Raw genomic sequence first — 21,722 nt, 5'->3', positions numbered from 1 at the left:
GAACCATAGCCCGGTGGCTATGGTTCATATTCCGGACAATCCGGATCATCAATCGCGGTATGAATCCATGGATCTGAGTCGTTAAATTCTTTGCTGACGACGTTATGTACATGATCCGGAACGGTATTAATAAAGTGGCGGAAATTGGTTTCCCAAAGCTCTATATATTGCGCCATTTTTTCCGGTGAATCCTGAAGTTTAAGTGCAACTGAAGCACCGGCATGCAGGTAATGCCAGATGGCTCCGCGGATCAGGAACTGCAGAGCACCATAGCGGCTCAGGCCAAACGACAGATACTGACCGACGATATGCAGATTCTGATAATGCTGCGTCAGGTTTTTCTGGCCGCTGCCCATCATATTCAGAATGTCATCGGCGATCTTTCTCAGATTGCTTTCCAGCTCGTCAGTCCGTTGCTGCAGGAATTCTGGTGAAAAGACAGCTCTTTTCTTGTTTTCCATAAGCTGAAGATCGCTTTCTTTTTGCGCGCTCGATGATTCCATCAGTGAACAGAAGTGAGATTTTTCCATATGCTGGGCGTTTTCGATCTTTGCACCGTTCGCACAGTTATAAACCTCGATGGTTCTGTTTTTCAGAAAATAACTGATATCGGACTCAAGCCGGCGCCTGGAAGCGTTATAAATCATGGTTGTCTGCATTGGTGAGCCATCAACCGATTCAATCTCAATCAGATCCTGTTGCTGGTAATTGGTGGATTGCTTCACCAGATCAGAGCGCTGCTCACTGTAATAAATCGAATTCTTGGAGTGGTGTGAACCGGTATTACGGAAACCGTAGTCAGTGCCAAACAGGAATACCTGTTGGTGGTTCAGGTGATAACAGATGGCCAGTGCAGCGTTGGTACAGGTCGGGGTTGTGCCACGGATCTGGTCGGTTAAGTCTTTGGTCAGCTCATGAATGGCGGTGGAGTCTTTGGTAAAAAGCATTACCTTGCCAAACATCGGCGGAATTTTCGGCGTTGTCTGAGCCGAGCAGATCAGGGTGATGTCCTGCAGGTATTCCGGGTCATTTATTTCACTGATCACCCGGAAAGGCTCATAGTGTGATTCAATTTCGATATGGAAATCCGGTTTAATACCCTGTTTGTATAATGCGCGCAGTGCCGTCCCGGCCGAATAGAGCACGGCTTTGCCCTGATATTTGCGGATATCTTCGATGCGGTCATCGAGGGATGGGCCGGAGCCGATGATAAATGCCGGGCAATTCATGGCTTGCTCGTCTGCCAGCGGCAGCAGTTCGTTCCCTGCGCGGAAATTATGCAGGGCATTATTCATCTGATTGATTTCATCGTCGTAATAACCCCAGAGCGAGAGATACACCTTCAGATCTTTCTGGATTTTTTTGATGACCTTGCGGTACTTATCCTGGTTGCGGTGATTATATAAATAGGTACACAGGGAAAAACTGGGCGGATGATCAATCAGCTGATTCCAGAGTACCGCATACTGGTCGGTGGCCAGCTTAAAGTCGCCAATCACCAGCTGGATGGATTTTCCGCGCTCGCTGAATTTCAGGAAAATGGCTTCCCAGTCGATGCAGTACAGGGAGGTGACAAATTCTTCCGGATCGGTTTCATAGATAATCAGGGCGAGTATTTCCCGCCGGTTGACCAGCTCTTCTATATGGAATCCGGCGCCAATCCCCATGATGGCCACCAGGGCGAGAAAGTCCGGGATCTGGTAATCCTCGGTCTGATCAACCGGCGTGTCCTGGTACAGGCGGGTGATTGAGCGGGAGAAATAGCGTTGTGCCTTAAAGGCGTTCGCGCCATGGGGCCTGAGGCCATGGATGGCATTGCCCGGAGCGACGATCGTGTTGAACTGTTCGGCTTCTTGCCGGGCGAATGCTCTGGCATCACCGTTATAAAAGTAAGCATTACCGCTGTGAATATCGACCCGGCCATGATCGTCCATATCCAGTGTCAGCTTCCGCAGGGGCGTGTTCTGCGCCAGATTGTAGAGATAGGGGTAGTGCTGCTGCAGGTAAGCGATGTTCTTGTTGAATCGGATTTCGGCAGGGTGCGTCATAAAAGCCTCTCTTTTCATTGAACAAAGCAATATACATGCCTGTGAAGCCCCGGGAGCCATCGCTGCGGGAGTGATGTGTCGCGGTTTTTATTCTGGCTGATTTTTTGTCGTTTTTTTGACATTCGGAATAATTTTCAATGGTTTCAAGCGCTTAAGAATTCCGTGCTGGTTGGAATTGTGTCGTGATATTGGCGCAAAAAAAATTCTAAAGATCCTGCCGGGTGTGCCGTTAAAAGGTATGACAAAGACAGAGGGAGTGCAGCAACGTTGCTACTACAGCACAGCGCTGGCTCTGTAACGCAGGTACAGGAGAAACACCATGCCTCAAATTATTAATACCAACATTGCCTCTATTAACGCGCAGCGCAATCTGGATAAATCCCAGTCTGCCAACCAACAGGCTCTGCAACGTTTATCTTCTGGTCTGCGTATTAACAGTGCCAAAGATGACGCCGCGGGTCTGGCGATTTCTACCCGTTTCACATCTCAGATCAAAGGTCTGAATGTGGCCGTGCGTAACGCCGGTGACGGTATCGCACTGGCTCAGACGGCTGAAGGTGCGCTGGGTTCTATGAACGACAACCTGCAGCGTATCCGTGAACTGGCGGTACAGTCTGCTAACGCCACCAACTCTGACGTTGACCGTGAAGCCCTTCAGGCTGAGGTTGATCAGCTGGTTGCTGAAATTTCACGTACTGCTGATGAAACCGACTTCAACGGCCGTAAGCTGCTGGACGGTTCTTTCAAAGCAACCTTCCAGATCGGTGCTAACGCTGGTCAGACAGTGGACGTATCCATTGCCGAACTGACAGCCAGCAAGCTGGGTTCCAGCAAAGAAAGCGGTATCAGTGCCATCGGTACTGACAACGCGCTGGCTAACGGCGACCTGATCATCAACGGTGTGGCGATTACCGCTTCCCGTGCAGAAGACGATTCTGCTTCCACCAGTGGTGCGGATGCTTCCGCTATCTCCAAAGCGGCAGCCGTAAACCGTCACTCCGCAGAGACCGGTGTGTCTGCGCAGGTGAATGAAAACACTGTTTCCGGTTCTGAAATGACGGCTTCTGCTGCCAGCGGAACCATCAGCCTGAACGGTGTGAACATTGATATTCAGACCTCTAACGATGGCTCTACTACCCGTGCCTCGGTACTGGAAGCGATTAACGCTGTGTCTGATCAGACCGGTGTTGTTGCGGTTGATACCGGTTTCGATAAAGGTGGTGTGCAGCTGGTTGCCGCTGATGGCCGTAACGTTGACATCAACCTGGGTACTCTGAGTGCCGCTCAGACTGGTCTGGCTGCTACCGGCGTGTACGAAGGTGGTTTCACCCTGATCGCTGACGGTGACGTAAAAGAAATCGTGATCGAAGGTGGTAACGGTACCGGTAACGGCGACCTGTCCAATGCTGGTCTGGTTGCAGGTACTTATGAGTCAGGTCAGGCCAGTGTGGTCAGTGACGCCCAGACTCAGGATATCTCTGCCTCGAACGCAACCCCTGCCGGTACCTTCGTCAGTGTTGCCAGCGCAGCAGCATCCGGTTTCGATACCACCACTTCTATTGGCTATGAAGTAACCGTTAACGGTGCTACTTCCATCGGTACTATGGCCAGTGGTGGTTTCGTGAACAACCTGGCAGCAGCCATCTCCAATGTGGCTGGTGTAACCGCTTATGAAAGCGTGAAACTGACTGTCACCATGGCCACTACCGCAACTGCTATTGAGCTGGGTACCGGTGCCAGTGGTTCTATGGTCAGCTTCACTGCGGGTTCAACCGCAACCGTTGCAGCGCAGAATGCTGCCGATGCGATCAACGCCCGTGACTTCTCTGCTGAGAATCTGGATGTAAGCGCTACCGTAAACTCTTCCGGTGAACTGGTTCTGGATGTGAAGAACTTCTCCACAACCACAGCAGGTTCTGCGGGTCTGGTGGTGTTCGATACTTCAGGCGCGATTGGTAACGTTGCGGTGGGCACTAACGCTGCGGCAGCCTTCCAGGCTTCAGGTACCAATAACTATGTTCAGGGTTCTCTGGCCTTCCAGTCTGACGACGGTACCAAAGTCACTGTTGCTCTGTCTGATCCGGATGATGCCGGCCAGTTACTGGCATCGGGCACCACCAGTGTGACCACTGCTTATGATGGTGTGAATGGTCTGAAAGATGGTGACCTGACCATTAACGGCGTCAGTATCAAAGCGGCAGAAACCAGCGAAGATAAGGCCAGTGCCGAGTTCGCATCTGATGGTTCCCGTATCCTGTCGTCCAACAAAACCTTGTCCGGTATCGCTGTCGCCGCCGCGATCAATGAAGTATCGGATGAGACTGGTGTGCAGGCGACTGTGAATCCAACCGAAGTTGTTGGTGGTACCGCTGTGACCCAGGCAGAGGCGAATGCCTTCGAGAATGGTGACCAGGCTGGTATCTACATCAACGGTGTGTCTCTTGGTTCGGTGACTCTGCAGGCAGATTCCGGCGGTAACATCGATTATGCCAAGTCCCGTGCTGATGCGATCGCACTGATTAACCAGAGCTCAGGTCAGACCGGTGTGACTGCAATCGATAACGGTGAGTCTATCTCTCTGACCGCTGCCGATGGCCGTAACATCTCGATCGCGATTGATGATAAGTCTGGTTCTTCATCTTCAATCGGTCGTGTATTCGGTCTGGACGCTGCGGTAGAGGGTATCGGTGAAGCGACTTTCGGTCAGGGTGGTACAAGTACTAAGTCTTCTGTTGAAGCAGATACTTACGAAACTACTTACTCAACCGTGAAACTGACTTCTGCGAAAGAAATTGAAGTCAACGTCGGCAGCAACGGTAATACCGAGCTTGAAGCTCTGGGCTTCAACACCGGTACTTACGGTGGTGGCGAAAACGGTCAGTTCCTGACAGAGATCGATATTTCGACCTTCGAAGGTGCGACTGCTGCGATCACTGCGATCGACAACGCGATTGGCCAGGTGGCCAGCCAGCGTGCCGACCTCGGTGCGATCCAGAACCGTATGAGCTCTACTGTAAGCAACCTGCAGGTGACCTCTGAGAACCTGAACTCCGCGAACTCACGGATTCAGGATGCGGACTTCGCGGCTGAAACCGCCGAGCTGTCCCGTACTCAGGTACTGCAACAGGCAGGTATCTCGGTTCTGGCTCAGGCGAACGCTGCCGGTCAGCAGGTTCTGTCTCTTCTGGGATAATAGCGGACTGATGGGGAAGGCCAGCCTTCCCCTGGCTGCTTAACCAAGAACCTGAGAGGTGACTTATGAACGAGCTGAAACTGAATGTGGTAGATCATACAGCTGTATCACCCTCAGCTACCGCCGGCAGAAAAGCTTACGCCAAGGCGGCAAGTGATCCGGTTGCAGGTTCCGACAGCGGCAAGTCATTGCCGGTTGGAACTGAGAAAGTTGCGGAACTGAATAAAGATCAGGTCAGAGAAGCAATTTCCCGTATCAATGAGTATGTACAGCAAACAGAAAGAACACTGGATTTCCAGCTGGACGAAGATAGCGGTAAAACCATTATCCGCGTCTATGACCGGGCATCATCGGAACTGATCCGACAGATTCCCAGTGAGCTGGCTCTGGAACTGGCGCAGAAATTGAATGATGAGGAACCATCTTTATTGTTCAGCGCGCAAGTTTAGGTGATCAGTGTATGGGTTAGGTAAACAACCCTTCAGAAAACCCTGCATTGGCCGATAAAGCCAGTACAGGGTTTTTTGTTTCAGGGCCATCTAAGCTTGATACAGACCGGATGGTTCGGTAACACGGGGGAACAGGTATGGCGTCGATAGAATCACTGGGATTAGGGTCAGGAGTTCTGACTACGGATCTGGTGGAAAAAATCATCAGTGCAGAGAAAGAGGCAACATCGCTGCGTCTGGATAGCCGTCAGCAGCTGGTGGAAGCCAAAATCACCGCCTATGGTGAAATTCAGTCGATGATGGCGAAGGTACAGTCTGCGGCTAACAATTTGTCCAGCCCGAGTCTGGTAAGCTCAACCACGGCGACGTCGTCTGATGAAGATATTCTGACCGCAACAACCTCCAGCCTGTCCGAGCCGGGCACCTATAATGTCGAAGTGCTGAACACGGCTAAATCCCATTCCCTGGCAACACAAACCTACAGCAGCTTTGACGAAATTATTGGTATCGGAAAACTGGTATTTACCTTTGGTGATATCACCTATGGCGCCGGCGGCAATTTTGTCAGCCAAGACCTGAATCCGGATCGTCTCGGCAAAACCATTACTATCGACGACTCCAACCGCACCCTCAGCGGTATCCGCGACGCGATCAATAATGCCGATATGGGTGTAACCGCCAGTATCATCAACGATGGCAGCGGCTATCGTCTGCTGATGACCTCGGAAGAAACCGGGGCTGAAAATGCCATGCGTATTGTCGCGCTGGACGAGTCCGGCGCGATGCTCAGTGGCGGGCTGGGTGCACTGGCCTTTAATGAAAACCAGAATACTGCCGCCAATATGAGCCAGACCAGCCGCGGCGAAGACGCGCAGCTGAATGTTAACGGCCTGACCATCACCCGCAGCAGTAACTCCGTAGATGAAGTGATTAAAGGGGTGACCCTTAATCTTAAAAATGCCGATGTCGGTAAAAACATCAGCGTTACAGTCAGTGCCGATACCGACAAACTGTCGGAAAGTATTCAGGGTTTTGTCGATGCCTATAATGAGCTGAAAACCTTTGTTGATGATCTGTCCGGTTATGACGTGGACAAGCAACAGGCGGGCCTGTTACTGGGTGACTCTACCATCCGTACGATGATGTCGCAGATCCGCGCGATGATCAGCGAACCTATCGTTGGCTTAACCGGTAAATACCGCTCACTGACCGAGCTGGGGGTTGATACCAACCGGGATAATGACTACCAGCTGGATTTTAATACGGCCAAATTCAAAAAAGCGATGACAGAAGACCGGGCGTCTATTGTGGGCCTGCTGGCTAAATCCGGTACCACCACCGACAGCCAGATTACTTATGTCAACGACTCGATTAATACCAAGCCGGGCACCTATGACGTCAATATTACTCAATTAGCGAGTCAGGCTAAATACGTTGGTGGATCACTGTCTTCGCTGGATTTTTCTTCGCCGGTTGTGATTGATGAAAGCAACGATAATTTCCGTATTAACGTAAATGGTCAGACCGCCAGTATTGAGCTGACCCATGGCAGTTACAGCTCTGGTGAGGATCTGGCCAAGCAATTGGCGCTGCAGATTAACAGCAGTGAAACCCTGTCTAAATATGGGCACAGTGTTTCGGTTGATTACAGTGCTACGGATAAAAACTTTTCCATTACCTCAAACAAATACGGCTCCGAGTCACAGGTGTATTTTGCGGCTGTCGATCCTAATCTGGCCAACACGCTGGGCTTTAATAAGCTTGGTCAGGGTACCTATCAAGGCGTCGAGCTGACCACGCTGAATGCCGAAGCTTTTAATGGTAAAGGTGCGACTACTCAGATTGGTAATACCTCAGTTTCTGCCAGTACCGGAATCAATTTTTCGGTCAGTAACGCGAGCTTTTCTCTCGACGTTGATGGTAATGGTCCGGTAGCTGTTGTGGTTAATCAGAATGCCAATGGCCAGGATCTGAATGGTGATGGGGTATTTGGTGACAGGAAAGATACCCTGCAGGCTATCCAGACTGCTATTGATGCAACCGCACTGAATGGCCAGGTAACGGCGTCCTTTGATGACAACGGCTATCTGATTTTTGAAACCGTGGCCGAAGGCACGGCGCGCAGTATTGAGCTGACTGCGGTTGGCACTAATACTTCGGATGTGCAGCTGGGCCTTAATGGTACTCAGGGCGTACAGACTAACGGTAAAGATCCGGGGCTGACCTTTGGCTCACCGGTAGAATTTAACGTACAGGTCGATGGTATCGAAAGTGCCACCAAGGTATCTGTTCCGGCCGGTACTTATGCAACAGGCGATGCGTTAGCGGCAGAGATTCAGAATCAGTTAAATATTACGCTGGCCGCTGATGCTAATTTTGCCGGTGCGGTTAAAGGCGCGGAAACTGCAACGGCAACCCGTGATATCAGCACCAACATTGATTTTTCGGCGACTAATGCCGGCTTCCGCCTGAATGTGTCGGGTGTGGAAAAAGATGTGCTGGTGAACAGCGACTCCGGTGACAACATCGTCGATATTCAGACCGCCCTGGATAATGCTTTTGGTGCAGGTGTGGTCAGCGCCAGTCTGGACGGAACCGGGTTGAAATTAACTACGGTAGCAACCGGACACGAAGAATATATTGAAGTTGTCAGCGACGGCCGTGGTGCACAAAGCAGCAGTTTTGCCGATATTTCTGCCGGTATTGATTTCAGTGGCGGGCAGAATGCAACCTTCACCCTGACACTGGATGGCGTCGACATCAATGTGGATGTAAGCGGTGATGGCACAACGGGCAGTAATAATGCCGATTCTAATCTGATTGTTATTCAGCAGGCGCTGGATACGGCACTGGCTGCGACCGGGCAATTTGCTGCCGGAGATGTGAAAGCCCGCGTTGATGACAGCGGTCAGCTGTACTTTGAAACCCAGAGTAAAGACGGTGTTAAAACCGCTGCGACCTTTGGCTCCGGTGCCGCTCTGGAAATTAAAAACCTTGGCGGTACAGCGCTAAGCTCGCTGGGCCTTGCGGCTGAAACCGTCAGTAATGGTTACGACGGACTCGGCCTGACCGACACCTCCAGAACCTTTGGCTACGATCTGGATGCCGTGGTTGATTATGTTTACGATCCGGAATCAGATCTGGGCTCCCTGAATATCACCATTGGTGGTCAGGGCACAGCTGTTGGTTTTACCGGACTGGACAGCTCATCCATCGCTTTCCTCGGCCTGCAGGATGTCAGTCAGTACTCGCCATCAACGGCTAAAGGCAAAGACGTTGCCGGTACCATCAACGGTATTGAAGCAACGGGTAGCGGCCAGTTCCTGCGAGCGGTAGATGGTAATGTGAAAGCCAGTAATGGCTATTACATCGGTAATGAAGCGGCGGACTTTTCGACCCCGGTGAATATCGATGCAACCAATAACACCTTTAAAATTAAGATCGATGGTGTTGAAGCCGAAGTAACATTAAATCAGCCTGCGACCTACAACAGTGGTGCAACTCTGGCTCAGGCACTGCAGCAGGCGATTAATGATACCGCAGCATTTAAAGATGAAAGTATTGCTGTAAAAGTAGAATTTACAGATGACCCTGCATCCTTTGCCAATAATAAATTCGGCATTATTTCTGCTTCAACCGGTGCGTCATCGTCTGTTGAAATAATGGATTTTTCCAATGAAGCCGCTGCTGTTTTTGGTTTTGTCCGGGGCGCGGGTGATGGCGAGCCGGGTAAAGACCAGGTGGGTACGATCGATGATGCTTCCGGTCTGCGTCTGAAAGTGACCGGTGGCAATGTCGGCGAGCGTGGCAGTGTGACCTATATCACCGGCTTCGGCGATCAACTGAAAGATATTATGGACAGTTTCCTTAATGGCCAGAAGAGTGTCATCGGGGTTAAACAGTCGGGGCTGGATGATGAACTGGAAGCGGTTGATGAAGATCGCAGCCGTATGGAAGCGCGGATTTCTGCGCAGGAGGCGCGGCTTAAAGCCCAGTTCCTGTACAACGACTCCATTATTTCCACTCTTAATACTACTCTGGATTATGTGAAGCAGCAGTTTGAAGCAATGAATAACTCCAAGAAATAAACCGTGATCACTCCATAGCGGGGTGATCGCGCATTGTTGTGCGAGATATCTTACAAAATATTAGAGTGGAAAATTACGTCACTGTGACCCAGAATGTCCGAGACATAGATAAGCAGGCTGACAGTGGCTTGTTTAAAGGAATGTTCACTGTGTAAGGCAAGGATCCGCCATGTCAGAGCGCAACAAACAACTCGTCGAACACTTTATTAATCTGTCCTGGAATACCGGCCGTTTCAATTTGCTGCGTCAGATTGCGACTCCCGATTTTGTTTACCACACGACCTTTGCCGAAGGTTTTAAAGACATTGATACCTTCGTTGAATACGTCAAACAAATCCGCACTTCGATTGCCGATCTTGATGTGTCGGTTGAAGACATCATGGCTGAAGATGATCGCGTTATAACGATATCGACATTCAGCGGCTCCTTTCAGAAACCCCTGTTCGGTTTTCCTCCCAATAATAAAGTGATTAGCTTCAGCGCAGTGTCTACCTGGGAAATCCGCCGGGGCAGAGTCTGCAGCCAGAATACACTGGTCGATCTGGCCGGGCTGCAGCGTCAGATGGCTCAGGACTGGGGAAATGGTCCGGTACGGGCAGCCGGATAAAGGCTCAGTGTTGTCCTTGTCAGCCAATAAAAAAGAGCGCCCAGGGCGCTCTTTTTTTGCATCTGAATGTCAGTTTTCTCAGCTGGCTACTGCGAACTCGCAGGGCGGCAGGCGGGATGTATGCTCACGGATCATCTGCTTGGCGCTCTGGCCACAGCAGCCGCAGTCAGTACCAACACCCAGCTTCTGACGGATCTGGGCGTAGCTGTCGCCTTGCTCGACGGCCTGCTCAATCTGTTGTTGGGTAACGGCTTTGCACAAACATACGTACATGGTAATCAAATCCGGATGCGAATCAGTTTGATTTGCAATGTAATCTTAATGCGAAGGATTTGCAATAGCCTTATTGTATATTTCCTGTCTGTTCCATAAACGGTGGCAACATCCACAGCGGGATGGTCAATCATTGCCTGTAGCCGCTGTGTTCTTCAGGCCCCGGCTGAGCCGTCTTGCTGCGCTGACTCCCCCCGAAACACACTCGCATCCGGCGCCTGACTTCTGTAAAATGCTGCCTCTTTTTTGTCGTCAGCGCCCTGAGTGCTGGCCGTACTGACTCCGACCGGCCTGTCTGCCGGATGACAACAGGGTATTACATTGGAAATTAATCCGATCCTCGAAACCATCAAAGACCTGACAGCGCGCACCGACGTGCTTAGGGGGTATCTTTGACTACGCCAACAAGCTTGAGCGTCTGGAAGAAGTAGAACAGGAACTGTCACAGGGCGACGTCTGGGATAACCCGGAACGCGCGCAGGAGCTGGGCAAAGAACGCTCTGCTCTGGAAAATGTGGTCAAAACCATTGATACCCTGGATACCGGCCTGAGTGACGCCCGTGACCTGCTGGACATGGCCGTTGAGGAAGAAGACGAAAACTCGGTAGAAGATATCCGCGCCGAACTGGCTGCCCTGCAGAAAGAACTGGAAGTGCTGGAATTCCGCCGTATGTTCTCCGGCGAACTGGACCCGAACAACTGCTACGTTGAAATCCAGTCCGGCTCCGGCGGCACTGAAGCCCAGGACTGGGCGAACATGATGCTGCGTATGTACCTGCGCTGGATCGAAGCGCATGGCTTCAAAGGCGAGCTGATGGAAGTGTCTGAAGGCGAAGTCGCGGGCATCAAAGGCGCTACTATCCGCGTCGAGGGTGAATATGCCTATGGCTGGTTACGTACCGAAACCGGTGTACACCGTCTGGTACGTAAGAGCCCGTTTGACTCCGGCAACCGTCGCCATACGTCATTCTCATCGGTGTTCGTATCGCCGGAAGTGGACGACAATATCGATATCGAGATTAACCCGGCCGACCTGCGTATCGACGTTTACCGCGCCTCCGGTGCCGGTGGTCAGCACGTTAACCGGACCGAATCGGCGGTGCGTATTACCCACATGCCGTCCGGTATCGTGACTCAGTGCCAGAATGACCGTTCGCAGCACAAGAACAAAGACCAGGCGATGAAGCAGCTGAAAGCCAAGCTGTATGAGCTGGAAATGCAGAAGCGTAATGCTGAGGCTCAGGCGCTGGAAGATACCAAGTCGGATATCGGCTGGGGCAGCCAGATCCGTTCTTACGTGCTTGACGATGCCCGTATCAAAGACCTGCGTACCGGGGTTGAAACCCGTAATACCCAGGCGGTACTGGACGGCGATCTTGACCAGTTTATCGAAGCCAGCCTGAAAAAAGGCCTGTAACCACACGCTTCGTATCATCTAATTTTTAGGGTAACACCATGACAGACAACAAAGTGACCGAGCAGCCAGCTCAGGATGAGAACAAACTGATCGCCGAGCGCCGTGCCAAGCTTGAACAGCTGCGCAGCAACTGTAAATCAAATGCTCACCCGAACGATTTCCGTCGTGAACATCTGGCCGGTGAACTGAAAGCCGAACACGGCAGCAAGAGTCAGGAAGAACTGGCTGCTGCCGGTATCCGTGTTGCTGTTGCCGGACGTGTGATGCGTCGCGGTGGTCCTTTTGTGGGTATTCAGGACAGCACCGGCTCGATCCAGATTTACATGGCCAAAGGCATGCAGAAAGAAAGCGAAGCCTGGCAGATGCTCGATCTGGGTGACATCGTTGCCGGCTCCGGTACGTTACACCTGTCCGGCAAGGGCGAGCTGTATGTCGATATCGACGAGCTCAGCAACTTCCGCATCCTGACCAAGGCACTGCGTCCGCTGCCGGATAAATTCCACGGTCTGGCCGACCAGGAAATGAAATACCGTCAGCGCTACGTTGACCTGATCATTAACGAAGATACCCGCCGTACCTTCCTGATCCGCTCAAAAATTATTGAAGGTATCCGTTACTTCCTGTCGCAGCGCGGCTTTATGGAAGTGGAAACCCCGATGCTGCAAACTATTCCCGGTGGTGCATCGGCCAAGCCGTTTGAAACCCACCACAATGCACTGGGCATCGATATGTTCCTGCGCATTGCACCGGAGCTGTACCTGAAGCGTCTGGTGGTGGGCGGTTTTGACCGCGTGTTCGAGATTAACCGTAACTTCCGTAACGAAGGTCTGAGCACCCGTCACAATCCTGAATTCACCATGATCGAGTTCTATCAGGCCTATGCCGATTACCGCGATATGATGGATACCACGGAAGCCATGCTGCGCTTCCTGGCGGAAAGCGTACTGGGTACCACTACGCTGGAATACGGCGATGCGACCTACGACTTTGCCCAGCCATTTACCCGTATGAGCATGGTCGATGCCATCCTCAAATATAATCCGGAAATGGACGCGGCTGTTCTGCGCGATGCTGAAAACAACATCGAAACCCTGAAAGAGTATGCCCGCAGCGTGGGTATTCATCTGGGGCCGAAAGAAGCAGGCTGGGGTGCCGGTAAGCTGGTGTGTGAAATCTTTGAAGCCACCGCCGAAGAGAAGCTGGATCAGCCGACCTTTATTACCGAATATCCGTGGGAAGTGTCACCACTGGCGCGCCGCAATGACGACAACCCGTTTGTGACCGACCGCTTTGAATTCTTTGTCGGCGGGCGTGAGCTGGCCAATGGCTTCTCTGAGCTTAATGATGCCGAAGATCAGGCTGCCCGTTTCCGTAAGCAGGTTGAAGAAAAAGACGCCGGCGATGATGAAGCGATGCACTACGACGAAGACTACGTGCGCGCGCTGGAATACGGTCTGCCACCAACTGCTGGTGAAGGTATTGGTATCGACCGTCTGGTGATGCTGTTTACCAACAGCCACACCATTAAAGACGTTATTCTGTTCCCGCACATGAAGCCTCTGGTGGATTAAGCGCTGAGCAGACGATAACAACAGGCAGCTTCGGCTGCCTGTTTTGTTAGGGCCTGTTGCCACAGACAACCCGGACAGTTAACAGACAGTTTTTAAGGATATTCATCATGGGAAAAGCCGGAGAATTACATCCATCCTGGCAGGCAGTGCTTGGTTCTGAACTGGAGCAGCCTTATATGCATAATCTGCGCGAATTTCTCAAGGCAGAGAAGGCGGCGGGTAAGGTTATTTTTCCACCGGGTCCGCAGATTTTTAATGCCTTTAATCACACGCCCTTTCAGCAGGTGCGTGTGGTGATTATTGGTCAGGACCCGTACCACGGTCCGGGGCAGGCTCATGGTTTAAGTTTTTCGGTGCAGCCTGGGGTAAAAATTCCACCGTCGCTGGTGAATATTTTTAAAGAAATTGAAGGTGACCTTGGTCTGCATATGAGTGGCAGTGGTGATCTGACCCCGTGGGCTGATCAGGGCGTTTTATTATTGAATGCAACGCTGACGGTGGAACAGGCCAATGCCGGATCACATCAGGGCAAAGGCTGGGAGCAATTTACCGATGCGGCTATCCGTGCACTGAATGAACAGCGAGAAGGGTTGGTATTTGTACTCTGGGGCAGTTATGCGCAGAAAAAAGGTGCCGTCATTGATCCGCAGAAACACCTGGTGCTGAAGTCGGTGCATCCTTCACCGTTATCCGCGCACCGCGGATTTTTCGGGAATCACCAGTTTTCACGTATTAACGATTACCTTATTTCCCGTGGTGAAGCACCGATACAGTGGCAGCTGTAATTCCTGTTGCTGCAGAGAAATTAAGGCTTACGTGCATAAAACTGGTACATGCCGGCAAAGAGTTGCGGGTTGTTCTGTTCCAGCGTGTGCCATTCTTCGGGGCTAATCCGGCTGCTGTGTTTACCTGTAAGGCTGAGTAATTCCTGCGAGTCGGGCGGTGGCAACATGCCAATCCATTCCAGTCCGGCTCCGGCCAGAAAGTCTTCTAATTCCAGTACATCAAACACATGCTCCTGCTCATGAAACAGCAGATCACGACAGGCGCTCAGGCTGTAAAAATCCGGTGAATTATAGATCTCTTTCCAATCACCTTCGATAGACCCCTGCAGCAGAGCTTCCCTTATCAGACGCATTTCTGCAGGTTTCCCTGGTAGTTTATTTCCCCAGAGTTTACGCAGCTCACTGATTTTCTGGCGCGCAGTGGCACTGTAAAGCGCAATTTTGATTACGCCGCCGGATTTCAGCTGTTGTGCTAATGCCCGCAGACCGGTGATGGGGGAGTGCATATGATGTAAAACACCTGAGCACTCTATTACGTCAAAAGTTTCACGCAGATTATCAAGTTGCAGAATATCACCCTGCATAAAGTGAATATTATGGCAGTGGCGTTTCTCCGCCTGATATTTGGCATAAGCCAGTGCGCTATGGCTCAGGTCCAGAGCGCTGACTTTTACCTGCGTGAAATATTGCGCAAGGCGAATAGCATGGCGGCCTGTGCCGCAGCCTGCTACCAGAATGTTCAGGGTTCCATTGTCTGTTTGGGGCAGAAGTTCATGTTGTGGAAAAGCAGACTGTAGCGCAGTTTTATAATTGCCCGGCTGGCTGTAACCGATATCGGTCCAGCGTGGATAAGGATTCTGATTATACTGTTGCTGAACTTTCTTTGAGGTACTGTCGGCGCAGATGCCAATCGTTGGAATGGTATCAAGAAGGCGACTCAGGTTCTGCTGTTCAGTGACTGCCGAACGAACCAGACTATCCATCATTTTTGGCCATTGCAGTTTCTTCTGAGTCAGTGCCTGAAAAAACTCACAATGAATTAGCGGCTTGTACATTTGCACCAGCAGCATAGCCGGATAAATATCGGTTGCCTGTAATTCATCGATGTTCAGCATTTTACTGCACAGCATTTCCAACTGCTGTACCAGAGCTTCTTCCTGAGTAGTTGTATACCATACGGACTCATTCAGCGAACACTGGTGCGCCAGCGAAGTTACCAGAGGTAGCAGGTCTTTTTTTATTGCAAGATTGCTGCTGCAGGATAATAACAATGATTTTCTCAGCGTCAGCAGCAGACGTTCAATCAGCGGGTCGCAAAAATAAAAACGGGTCAGGGATTTTAACAGCAGGTTATCGCTGGCAATGGTTTCCAGCTCAAGCGGACATCCGGCTTCAGATAGCCGTAATTTATGTTTCAGCAGTGAGGTGGTCAGGCTGCGTAACTGGCTGTGATCGGTATCAGTAAAGTCGAGGTAGCGTAACAGATCCTGTTCCAGCTCTTCCGAATAAAAATCTGCAATAACCTGTGAGGCGGATTCAAATAATTTACTGCGGATCTGTTTGTCGCGTGACTGGGTTTTGACCAGTTCACGATAATGACGGAATGCTTCAACATAATCGCCCTGTAATAATTTAACGTGGGCAAGAAAGTTGGCTGCTTTAGTGGCCACCCGTGAGATACGGCTGGAGCGGGTGAAATAATCCTCGGCTTTATCCAGCTGTTGCTGGCTCAGCGCAATATGGCCTGCACTGTACAGCAGGCTGGCGCTGTCTGGTTTAAGTGCCAGACCACGGTTTACCCAGTATTCCGCGGCCGCCAGATGGTGCTGCTGTAATTCAATCCGGGCAAGAAGATTTAATCCGGCAAGGTTGTCGGGGCGCAGCTGCTGTGCTGCTTCTGCCAGCGCACAGGCTTCCTGCAGCAGGTGTTCATCCTGCTGTGCGACCGCATCGCTGTACAGCTTGCTCGCCAGTTCATACAGGTGGCGGTATTCACCTGTACCGTTGCGGGCGACGGTCTGTAGTTGTGCGCTAGCCATAATTGAAGCCTCATTAAAAAATGCACTGACAATCCGGCTATCAGCACAATGCGTGCCATTTCCTAACTCATTGAATACTAAGGACTTTGAGAATATCTATAGCGGCAATCGGGGGTGTTACAGGTTGCCGTCCGGCGAGGTCTTGCCGTTTTTATGGAATACTGGGCATGGCCGTCTGTTAAATCAGAGGCTAAAGAAATTCTCCGTACGGCCGTAATACTGGTAACAGGCCTTTGTGAATTCAGGAGACGTGACATGTATAAGAGCGGTGCGCAGCAATATCAGCAGGTAAACGTGACTTCCGAGGTGTTGGATGCCGATCCTCATCGCCTGATTCAATTGTTAATGGAGGCAGCGCTGACGCGTATGTCACAGGCGAAAGGAGCCATCGAACGCAAAGAGATGGACACCAAGGCCAATCTGCTGGGACGGGTAATGGAAATTATCCAGACATTGCAGGGCAGTCTGGATCATTCGGCGGGTGGTGAGTTGTCGCAAAACCTTGACCGTCTTTACGACTATATGAACCGGCGTCTGCTGGAAGCCACCAGTCAGAATGATCTGGCCATGATTGATGAGGTCATGAGTTTATTGCTGGAAGTTAAACAGGGCTGGGATGGTATCCGTCAGGAATATCTGCAAGGTCTGAATGGCAGCGCATCATCGCCTTCTGTTACAGCTGTCAGCGATGCCCGTCTGGAAAGTCATATTTCTGTCTGAAAATTAATCATTTCCCTCCAGAATTCCGGCACAATTTGTCATGGATAGACGGATTGTGCCTTGTCTTTTGACGACACATTCAGCTATAAATGCCCCCGGCGTGAGCGCTTAACAACAAATTATTATTTAACGTCAGAAGTTTGACTTGCTTGTGGATTGCTACTTAACTTACGTAGTTCCAGTCAATCTTATGACGTTATAAAAAGAAGAATTGACCGATAGTCACATTGGGAAGGAAAGGCTGACCACCATGTGGAGAGAAATTAAAGTACTGCTGGTAGACGATGATGCGCAGCGGCGACACGACATGAAAGTCATTCTTGATTTTCTTGGCGAAGAGGCCATTGTTGCTCAGACCACCGACTGGCGCAGGGAGGTGGAAGGTAAAATTGAAGACAGTACAGAAATCAGCGCCGTCCTTCTTGGTGACAGCAACTCTGTTGCGCTGGAAGATGTTATTGAAGGTTTGCTGAGCTGGGATAAAGGAATTCCGATTCTTTTTATGGGTGACAGCTCACTGCCCGATAGCATGCCAGAACATATTCACCGTGCGTTGTTGGCTAATGTGGAAATGCCACCGAGTTATAACAAGCTGCTCGATAGTCTGCACCGCTGTCAGGTGTACCGCGAACAATACACACATAACCGCAGTCGTGGAGAGCGCCGTGAAGTGCAGCTTTTCCGCAGTCTGGTCGGAACCAGTCGTCAGGTTCAGCATGTTCGTGAGCTGATTATGCAGGTTGCCGATAAAGATGTCAGCGTGATGATTCAGGGTGAATCCGGCACCGGTAAAGAAGTGGTTGCGCGCAACCTGCATTACCATTCCCACCGCCGGAACAAGCCTTTTGTACCGGTGAACTGTGGTGCTATTCCTGCCGAATTACTCGAAAGCGAATTGTTCGGACATGAAAAAGGTGCCTTTACCGGAGCCATTAACAGCCGTCCCGGCCGTTTCGAAATGGCTGAAGGTGGTACGTTGTTTCTCGATGAAATCGGCGATATGCCGCTGAATATGCAGGTGAAAATACTGCGTGTTCTGCAGGAGCATACGTTCGAGCGTGTGGGCAGCAATAAAACCATTGAGACGAATGTGCGCATCATTGCGGCGACCCATAAAAACCTTGAGCAGATGATTGAAGACGGTACGTTCCGGGAAGACTTGTACTATCGTCTCAATGTTTTCCCGATTGATATGCCCTCCCTGCGGGAGCGCGTCGAAGATCTGCCGTTATTACTGAATGAGCTGATCTCCCGCCTGGAAAATGAGAAGCGTGGTTCTATCCGCTTTAATTCTGCCGCTATTATGTCGCTGTGCCGCCATGACTGGCATGGAAACGTGCGGGAACTGGCCAATCTGGTGGAGCGACTGGCGATTCTGCATCCTTATGGCGTGATAGGGGTGAATGAACTGCCGAAGAAATTCCGTCATGTGGACGATAATGACGAAAGCCTGTCGGCGCCGGTTATTGCCGATGTAACTCAGAATGATGGCCGTCTGGCGGGTATCGACTCTCCCGCATTACTGCCGGTTAATGGTCTGGACTTACGTGAATATCTGCAGGATCTGGAGTGTTCATTAATTCAGCAGGCGCTGGATGATGCGAACGGCATCGTGGCCCGTGCTGCTGAGAAATTAAATATCCGGCGTACGACTTTGGTCGAGAAAATGCGCAAATATAATCTGCAGCGTAAAGAAAAAGATTTTGCCTGAAGGTGTCTTCTTTTTTGAATAGTCCGCAGATACGCCGCGCTTTGCGCGGCGTTTCTCTTTCCTTCTGTACCCCCATCCTCCGAATCTTCTTATTTTATTGACGCTTTTCTTTATGAATCGCGCTAAAAAAACGGCACGCTAATTGCTCAACCCATGTTCAGACTGTTTTTTTGTCGGTTTTTCGACAAGCAACTGAGGTGGATATGGCAAATGCAGCGTTGAGTCAGGTGAGAGAGCATCTTTCGCCAGCGTCAGGACATATGGATCAGGCAGAGTTACGCCAGGCCTTTGTGCTGTTCAGTGAAATGTCTCAGCAACTGACGGACTCCTACAGTTTTCTGGAAAATAAAGTTGAGCAGCTCAGTGGTGAGTTAGCCAATGTCTCGGCGCAGCGTATGCAGGAGCTCGCGGAAAAAGAGCGGCTCGCGCACCGCCTGGAAAGTCTGCTGCAATTATTACCGGCCGGCGTTCTGCTGTTGGATAAAAACGGTTATGTCCGCCAGAGCAATCCGGCCGCAGACGAGCTGCTGTTAGCTGCTTCCGGAGCTGCATCTTTGTGTGGCCAGCGCTGGCGCACGTTAATTCAGAAATGTTTTAAGCCGCGCCGCGATGATGGCCATGAAATTTCTCTGGTTGACGGTCGCCGTGTACACCTGCGTACAGCCCCGATGGCCAATGAGCCGGGGCAATTAATTCTGTTAACCGATATGACCGAAACCCGTGCCCTGCAGGCGCAGCTGAGTCAGCACGAACGCTTGTCAGCGATGGGCAAAATGGTCGCATCGCTGGCCCATCAGATCCGTACACCACTGGCGGCAGCCACGTTGTACGCCGGACATCTGGCCGGTGAACAGATCGCCGAAGATACCCGTATCCGCTTTGCCGGAAAACTGCAGGAACGTTTGCGTCACCTGGAAAATCAGGTGCGCGACATGCTGATTTTTGCCCGTGGTGAAGCGCCATTAAATGATGAAGTGACCCTCGAACAATTAATGCAGGGTGTGGCCGCAGCGATGGAGGTGCCGCTGGCGAATTTTGCCGCGACCTGTCATATCGACAATCAGATTCCGCATGTCCGTATTGTCTGTAACCGTGATGCACTGATCAGTTCGCTGATGAACCTTGTGAATAACGCGCTGGAATCCAGCAGCAACCCTGTGCATCTGGAAATTCTGGTCAGTGCCACCCGCGAAGGCCGTGTCCGTATTCAGGTAATGGATAACGGTCCGGGTATGAGTGCGGAGCAGAAACAGAAAATCATGGAGCCTTTTTATACCACTAAAGCCAATGGTACAGGTCTTGGTCTGGCTGTCGTTCAGGCAGTTGCCCGTGCTCATCGGGCAGACTTTTTATTAACAGACAGTCCGGCCGGTGGCGTGTCGGCGGAATTAATTTTGCCGGTTTAAGCCGTCAGAACGGAGGAAATGATTATGCGTTTATTGGTAGTGGAAGATGATCCGCGTCTGCGCGAAGCTATTGTTGATACCCTGATGCTGAAAGGCCATGAGGTGTGTGAAGCGCCGAATGGTGTCGAGGCGATTGCCATTGTCCGCAGCCAGAATCTTGATCTGGTTCTGTCGGATATCAATATGCCGGGCATGGACGGGCTGGAATTACTGCAGACCATTAAGCAGGAGCATCCCTGGCTGCCGGTAGTGCTGATGACCGCCTATGGCGATGTTGGCCAGGCAGTTAAAGCCATGCAACGTGGGGCCAATGATTATTTAATGAAACCCTTCGAATTGCAGGAGCTGGATGCTTTGCTGCGTCCGTTTAATAACGATGCGCCGGTGGCCGATGACTCCGAACCTGTATGTGAAGCGCTGGCATCGCAGCAGTTATTCCAGCTGGCGCAGAGAGTCGCGCAGACCGATTCTACCGTGCTTATCAGCGGTGAAAGTGGCACAGGTAAAGAAGTACTGGCGCGATATATTCACCAGCAGTCAGGGCGTCGTCACCAGCCTTTTATAGCTATTAACTGTGCCGCGATTCCGGAAAACATGCTGGAAGCCATGCTGTTCGGTTATGAAAAAGGTGCATTTACCGGTGCTTATAACGCCATGCCGGGTAAATTCGAGCAGGCAGAAGGTGGCACCTTATTGCTTGATGAAATCACGGAAATGGACCTTGGTCTGCAGGCCAAATTATTGCGTGTATTACAGGAGCGTCAGGTTGAGCGTCTGGGCGGAAAAAAAGTGCTCGATCTGGATGTGCGTATTGTCGCCACCACCAACCGTGAACTGGCCGACTATGTTGCCGAAGGAAAATTCCGCGAAGATTTATATTACCGCCTGAGTGTTTTCCCGCTGCAGTGGCTGCCATTGCGTGAACGTAAAGACGATATCCTGCCATTGGCCGGACGCTTGCTGGCACACCATGCGCGTAAAATGAAACGTCCTGTACCGCGTCTGATGGCAGATGCTGAGCAGAAATTGCTGGCCCATCCCTGGCCGGGCAACGTCCGGGAGCTGGATAACACCATGCAGCGCGCGTTAATTATGCAAACCGGCCCGCAATTATTCGCCAATGATTTTATTCTGACTCCGGTGCCGAAAAACCGTCAGGAAAATACCAGTGTAGTAACACCTGTAATGGCGGAAGTGATCGTGGATGATGGCGAGCTGGGGAGTGACCTGCGCCACCGCGAGGTGGAATTGATTGTGCGCGCCTTGAAAGAAGAGCCAAGCCGCAAAGAAGCCGCTGACCGTCTGGGAATCAGCCCGCGTACCCTGCGTTATAAAATGGCGAAACTGCGTGATGAAGGTGTGGATGTCGAGGCCATGCTGGTTTCCTGATTCTTCTTTATAAACTGGCAAGGCTA

At 51.2% G+C, this 21,722-nt stretch carries 14 protein-coding genes; 11 read left to right on the top strand and 3 right to left on the bottom strand.

Features of this window, described 5'->3' with window-relative positions; translation table 11 throughout:
- Window positions 1–17 precede the first annotated feature (17 nt).
- Window positions 18–2,048, bottom strand: coding sequence for a motility associated factor glycosyltransferase family protein (locus tag HUF19_RS12895; RefSeq protein ID WP_260996995.1), 2,031 nt, complete (start codon window positions 2,046–2,048; stop codon window positions 18–20).
- Window positions 2,049–2,367: 319 nt separating this feature from the next.
- Here HUF19_RS12895 and HUF19_RS12890 point away from each other — a divergent pair, with 319 nt between their 5' ends.
- From HUF19_RS12890 to HUF19_RS12875, 4 genes are all read left to right on the top strand, one after another.
- Complete coding sequence (locus HUF19_RS12890) at window positions 2,368–5,241, top strand: flagellin N-terminal helical domain-containing protein (protein WP_260996994.1); 2,874 nt, start codon at window positions 2,368–2,370, stop codon at window positions 5,239–5,241.
- Between the two features lie 65 nt (window positions 5,242–5,306).
- The gene (locus HUF19_RS12885) at window positions 5,307–5,690 is read left to right on the top strand and encodes a flagellar protein FlaG (protein ID WP_260996993.1); all 384 of its coding nucleotides are present in this window, start codon (window positions 5,307–5,309) and stop codon (window positions 5,688–5,690) included.
- Window positions 5,691–5,827: 137 nt separating this feature from the next.
- Window positions 5,828–9,778 carry a flagellar filament capping protein FliD gene (fliD, locus tag HUF19_RS12880; protein WP_260996992.1) on the top strand — a complete coding sequence of 1,317 codons (3,951 nt, stop codon included), beginning with the start codon at window positions 5,828–5,830 and terminating at the stop codon, window positions 9,776–9,778.
- Between the two features lie 169 nt (window positions 9,779–9,947).
- The gene (locus HUF19_RS12875; RefSeq protein WP_260996991.1) at window positions 9,948–10,385 is read left to right on the top strand and encodes an ester cyclase; all 438 of its coding nucleotides are present in this window, start codon (window positions 9,948–9,950) and stop codon (window positions 10,383–10,385) included.
- 78 nt (window positions 10,386–10,463) lie between these two features.
- On the opposite strand, the gene HUF19_RS12870 is transcribed toward HUF19_RS12875, so the two are convergent.
- A complete protein-coding gene (locus HUF19_RS12870; RefSeq protein WP_145465811.1) occupies window positions 10,464–10,658 on the bottom strand; it encodes a (2Fe-2S)-binding protein in 195 nt (64 codons plus the stop codon).
- Window positions 10,659–10,979: 321 nt separating this feature from the next.
- Between HUF19_RS12870 and prfB the strand changes: the two genes are divergently transcribed.
- The 3 genes from prfB to ung all read left to right on the top strand — a co-directional run bounded on the left by prfB (window position 10,980) and on the right by ung (window position 14,431).
- Window positions 10,980–12,075 (top strand): peptide chain release factor 2 gene (prfB, locus tag HUF19_RS12865; protein WP_260996990.1). Its coding sequence is split into 2 segments (ribosomal slippage): window positions 10,980–11,051 and window positions 11,053–12,075, totalling 1,095 coding nucleotides; the frame shifts between segments, so codons are not numbered across the junction.
- 38 nt (window positions 12,076–12,113) lie between these two features.
- Window positions 12,114–13,646 carry a lysine--tRNA ligase gene (lysS, locus tag HUF19_RS12860; RefSeq protein WP_260996989.1) on the top strand — a complete coding sequence of 511 codons (1,533 nt, stop codon included), beginning with the start codon at window positions 12,114–12,116 and terminating at the stop codon, window positions 13,644–13,646.
- Between the two features lie 107 nt (window positions 13,647–13,753).
- Complete coding sequence (ung, locus tag HUF19_RS12855) at window positions 13,754–14,431, top strand: uracil-DNA glycosylase (protein ID WP_260996988.1); 678 nt, start codon at window positions 13,754–13,756, stop codon at window positions 14,429–14,431.
- Between the two features lie 20 nt (window positions 14,432–14,451).
- Here ung and HUF19_RS12850 read toward each other — a convergent pair whose 3' ends face one another.
- Window positions 14,452–16,470: a class I SAM-dependent methyltransferase gene (locus HUF19_RS12850; RefSeq protein ID WP_260996987.1), complete on the bottom strand. Its 2,019-nt coding sequence runs from the start codon at window positions 16,468–16,470 to the stop codon at window positions 14,452–14,454.
- A 255-nt stretch (window positions 16,471–16,725) separates the two neighbouring features.
- Between HUF19_RS12850 and fliS the strand changes: the two genes are divergently transcribed.
- The 4 genes from fliS (at window position 16,726) to HUF19_RS12830 (ending at window position 21,696) form a co-directional block, all read left to right on the top strand.
- Complete coding sequence (gene fliS, locus HUF19_RS12845) at window positions 16,726–17,190, top strand: flagellar export chaperone FliS (RefSeq protein ID WP_260996986.1); 465 nt, start codon at window positions 16,726–16,728, stop codon at window positions 17,188–17,190.
- Between the two features lie 250 nt (window positions 17,191–17,440).
- Complete coding sequence (locus HUF19_RS12840) at window positions 17,441–18,901, top strand: sigma-54 dependent transcriptional regulator (RefSeq protein ID WP_260996985.1); 1,461 nt, start codon at window positions 17,441–17,443, stop codon at window positions 18,899–18,901.
- 260 nt (window positions 18,902–19,161) lie between these two features.
- On the top strand, window positions 19,162–20,307 hold the full coding sequence (locus HUF19_RS12835; protein WP_260996984.1) for a sensor histidine kinase: 1,146 nt from the start codon (window positions 19,162–19,164) through the stop codon (window positions 20,305–20,307).
- Window positions 20,308–20,331: 24 nt separating this feature from the next.
- Window positions 20,332–21,696 (top strand): sigma-54-dependent transcriptional regulator, encoded by a 1,365-nt coding sequence (locus HUF19_RS12830; protein ID WP_270049424.1) that lies wholly within the window; start codon window positions 20,332–20,334, stop codon window positions 21,694–21,696.
- Window positions 21,697–21,722 lie beyond the last annotated feature (26 nt).

It is taken from the genome of Thalassolituus hydrocarboniclasticus (genome assembly GCF_025345565.1).
GTDB lineage: Bacteria > Pseudomonadota > Gammaproteobacteria > Pseudomonadales > Oceanobacteraceae > Venatoribacter > Venatoribacter hydrocarboniclasticus.
The sequence above is the reverse complement of the archived record's forward strand: the minus strand, read 5'-3'. Positions and strand labels throughout refer to the sequence as shown.

Excerpts from the sequence above, each read along its gene's own strand:
- HUF19_RS12895 (WP_260996995.1), bottom strand. The coding sequence starts at position 2,048 with ATGACGCACCCTGCCGAAATCCGATTCAACAAGAACATCGCTTACCTG.
- HUF19_RS12890 (WP_260996994.1), top strand. The coding sequence starts at position 2,368 with ATGCCTCAAATTATTAATACCAACATTGCCTCTATTAACGCGCAGCGC.
- HUF19_RS12885 (WP_260996993.1), top strand. The coding sequence starts at position 5,307 with ATGAACGAGCTGAAACTGAATGTGGTAGATCATACAGCTGTATCACCC.
- fliD (WP_260996992.1), top strand. The coding sequence starts at position 5,828 with ATGGCGTCGATAGAATCACTGGGATTAGGGTCAGGAGTTCTGACTACG.
- HUF19_RS12875 (WP_260996991.1), top strand. The coding sequence starts at position 9,948 with ATGTCAGAGCGCAACAAACAACTCGTCGAACACTTTATTAATCTGTCC.
- HUF19_RS12870 (WP_145465811.1), bottom strand. The coding sequence starts at position 10,658 with ATGTACGTATGTTTGTGCAAAGCCGTTACCCAACAACAGATTGAGCAG.
- lysS (WP_260996989.1), top strand. The coding sequence starts at position 12,114 with ATGACAGACAACAAAGTGACCGAGCAGCCAGCTCAGGATGAGAACAAA.
- ung (WP_260996988.1), top strand. The coding sequence starts at position 13,754 with ATGGGAAAAGCCGGAGAATTACATCCATCCTGGCAGGCAGTGCTTGGT.
- HUF19_RS12850 (WP_260996987.1), bottom strand. The coding sequence starts at position 16,470 with ATGGCTAGCGCACAACTACAGACCGTCGCCCGCAACGGTACAGGTGAA.
- fliS (WP_260996986.1), top strand. The coding sequence starts at position 16,726 with ATGTATAAGAGCGGTGCGCAGCAATATCAGCAGGTAAACGTGACTTCC.
- HUF19_RS12840 (WP_260996985.1), top strand. The coding sequence starts at position 17,441 with ATGTGGAGAGAAATTAAAGTACTGCTGGTAGACGATGATGCGCAGCGG.
- HUF19_RS12835 (WP_260996984.1), top strand. The coding sequence starts at position 19,162 with ATGGATCAGGCAGAGTTACGCCAGGCCTTTGTGCTGTTCAGTGAAATG.
- HUF19_RS12830 (WP_270049424.1), top strand. The coding sequence starts at position 20,332 with ATGCGTTTATTGGTAGTGGAAGATGATCCGCGTCTGCGCGAAGCTATT.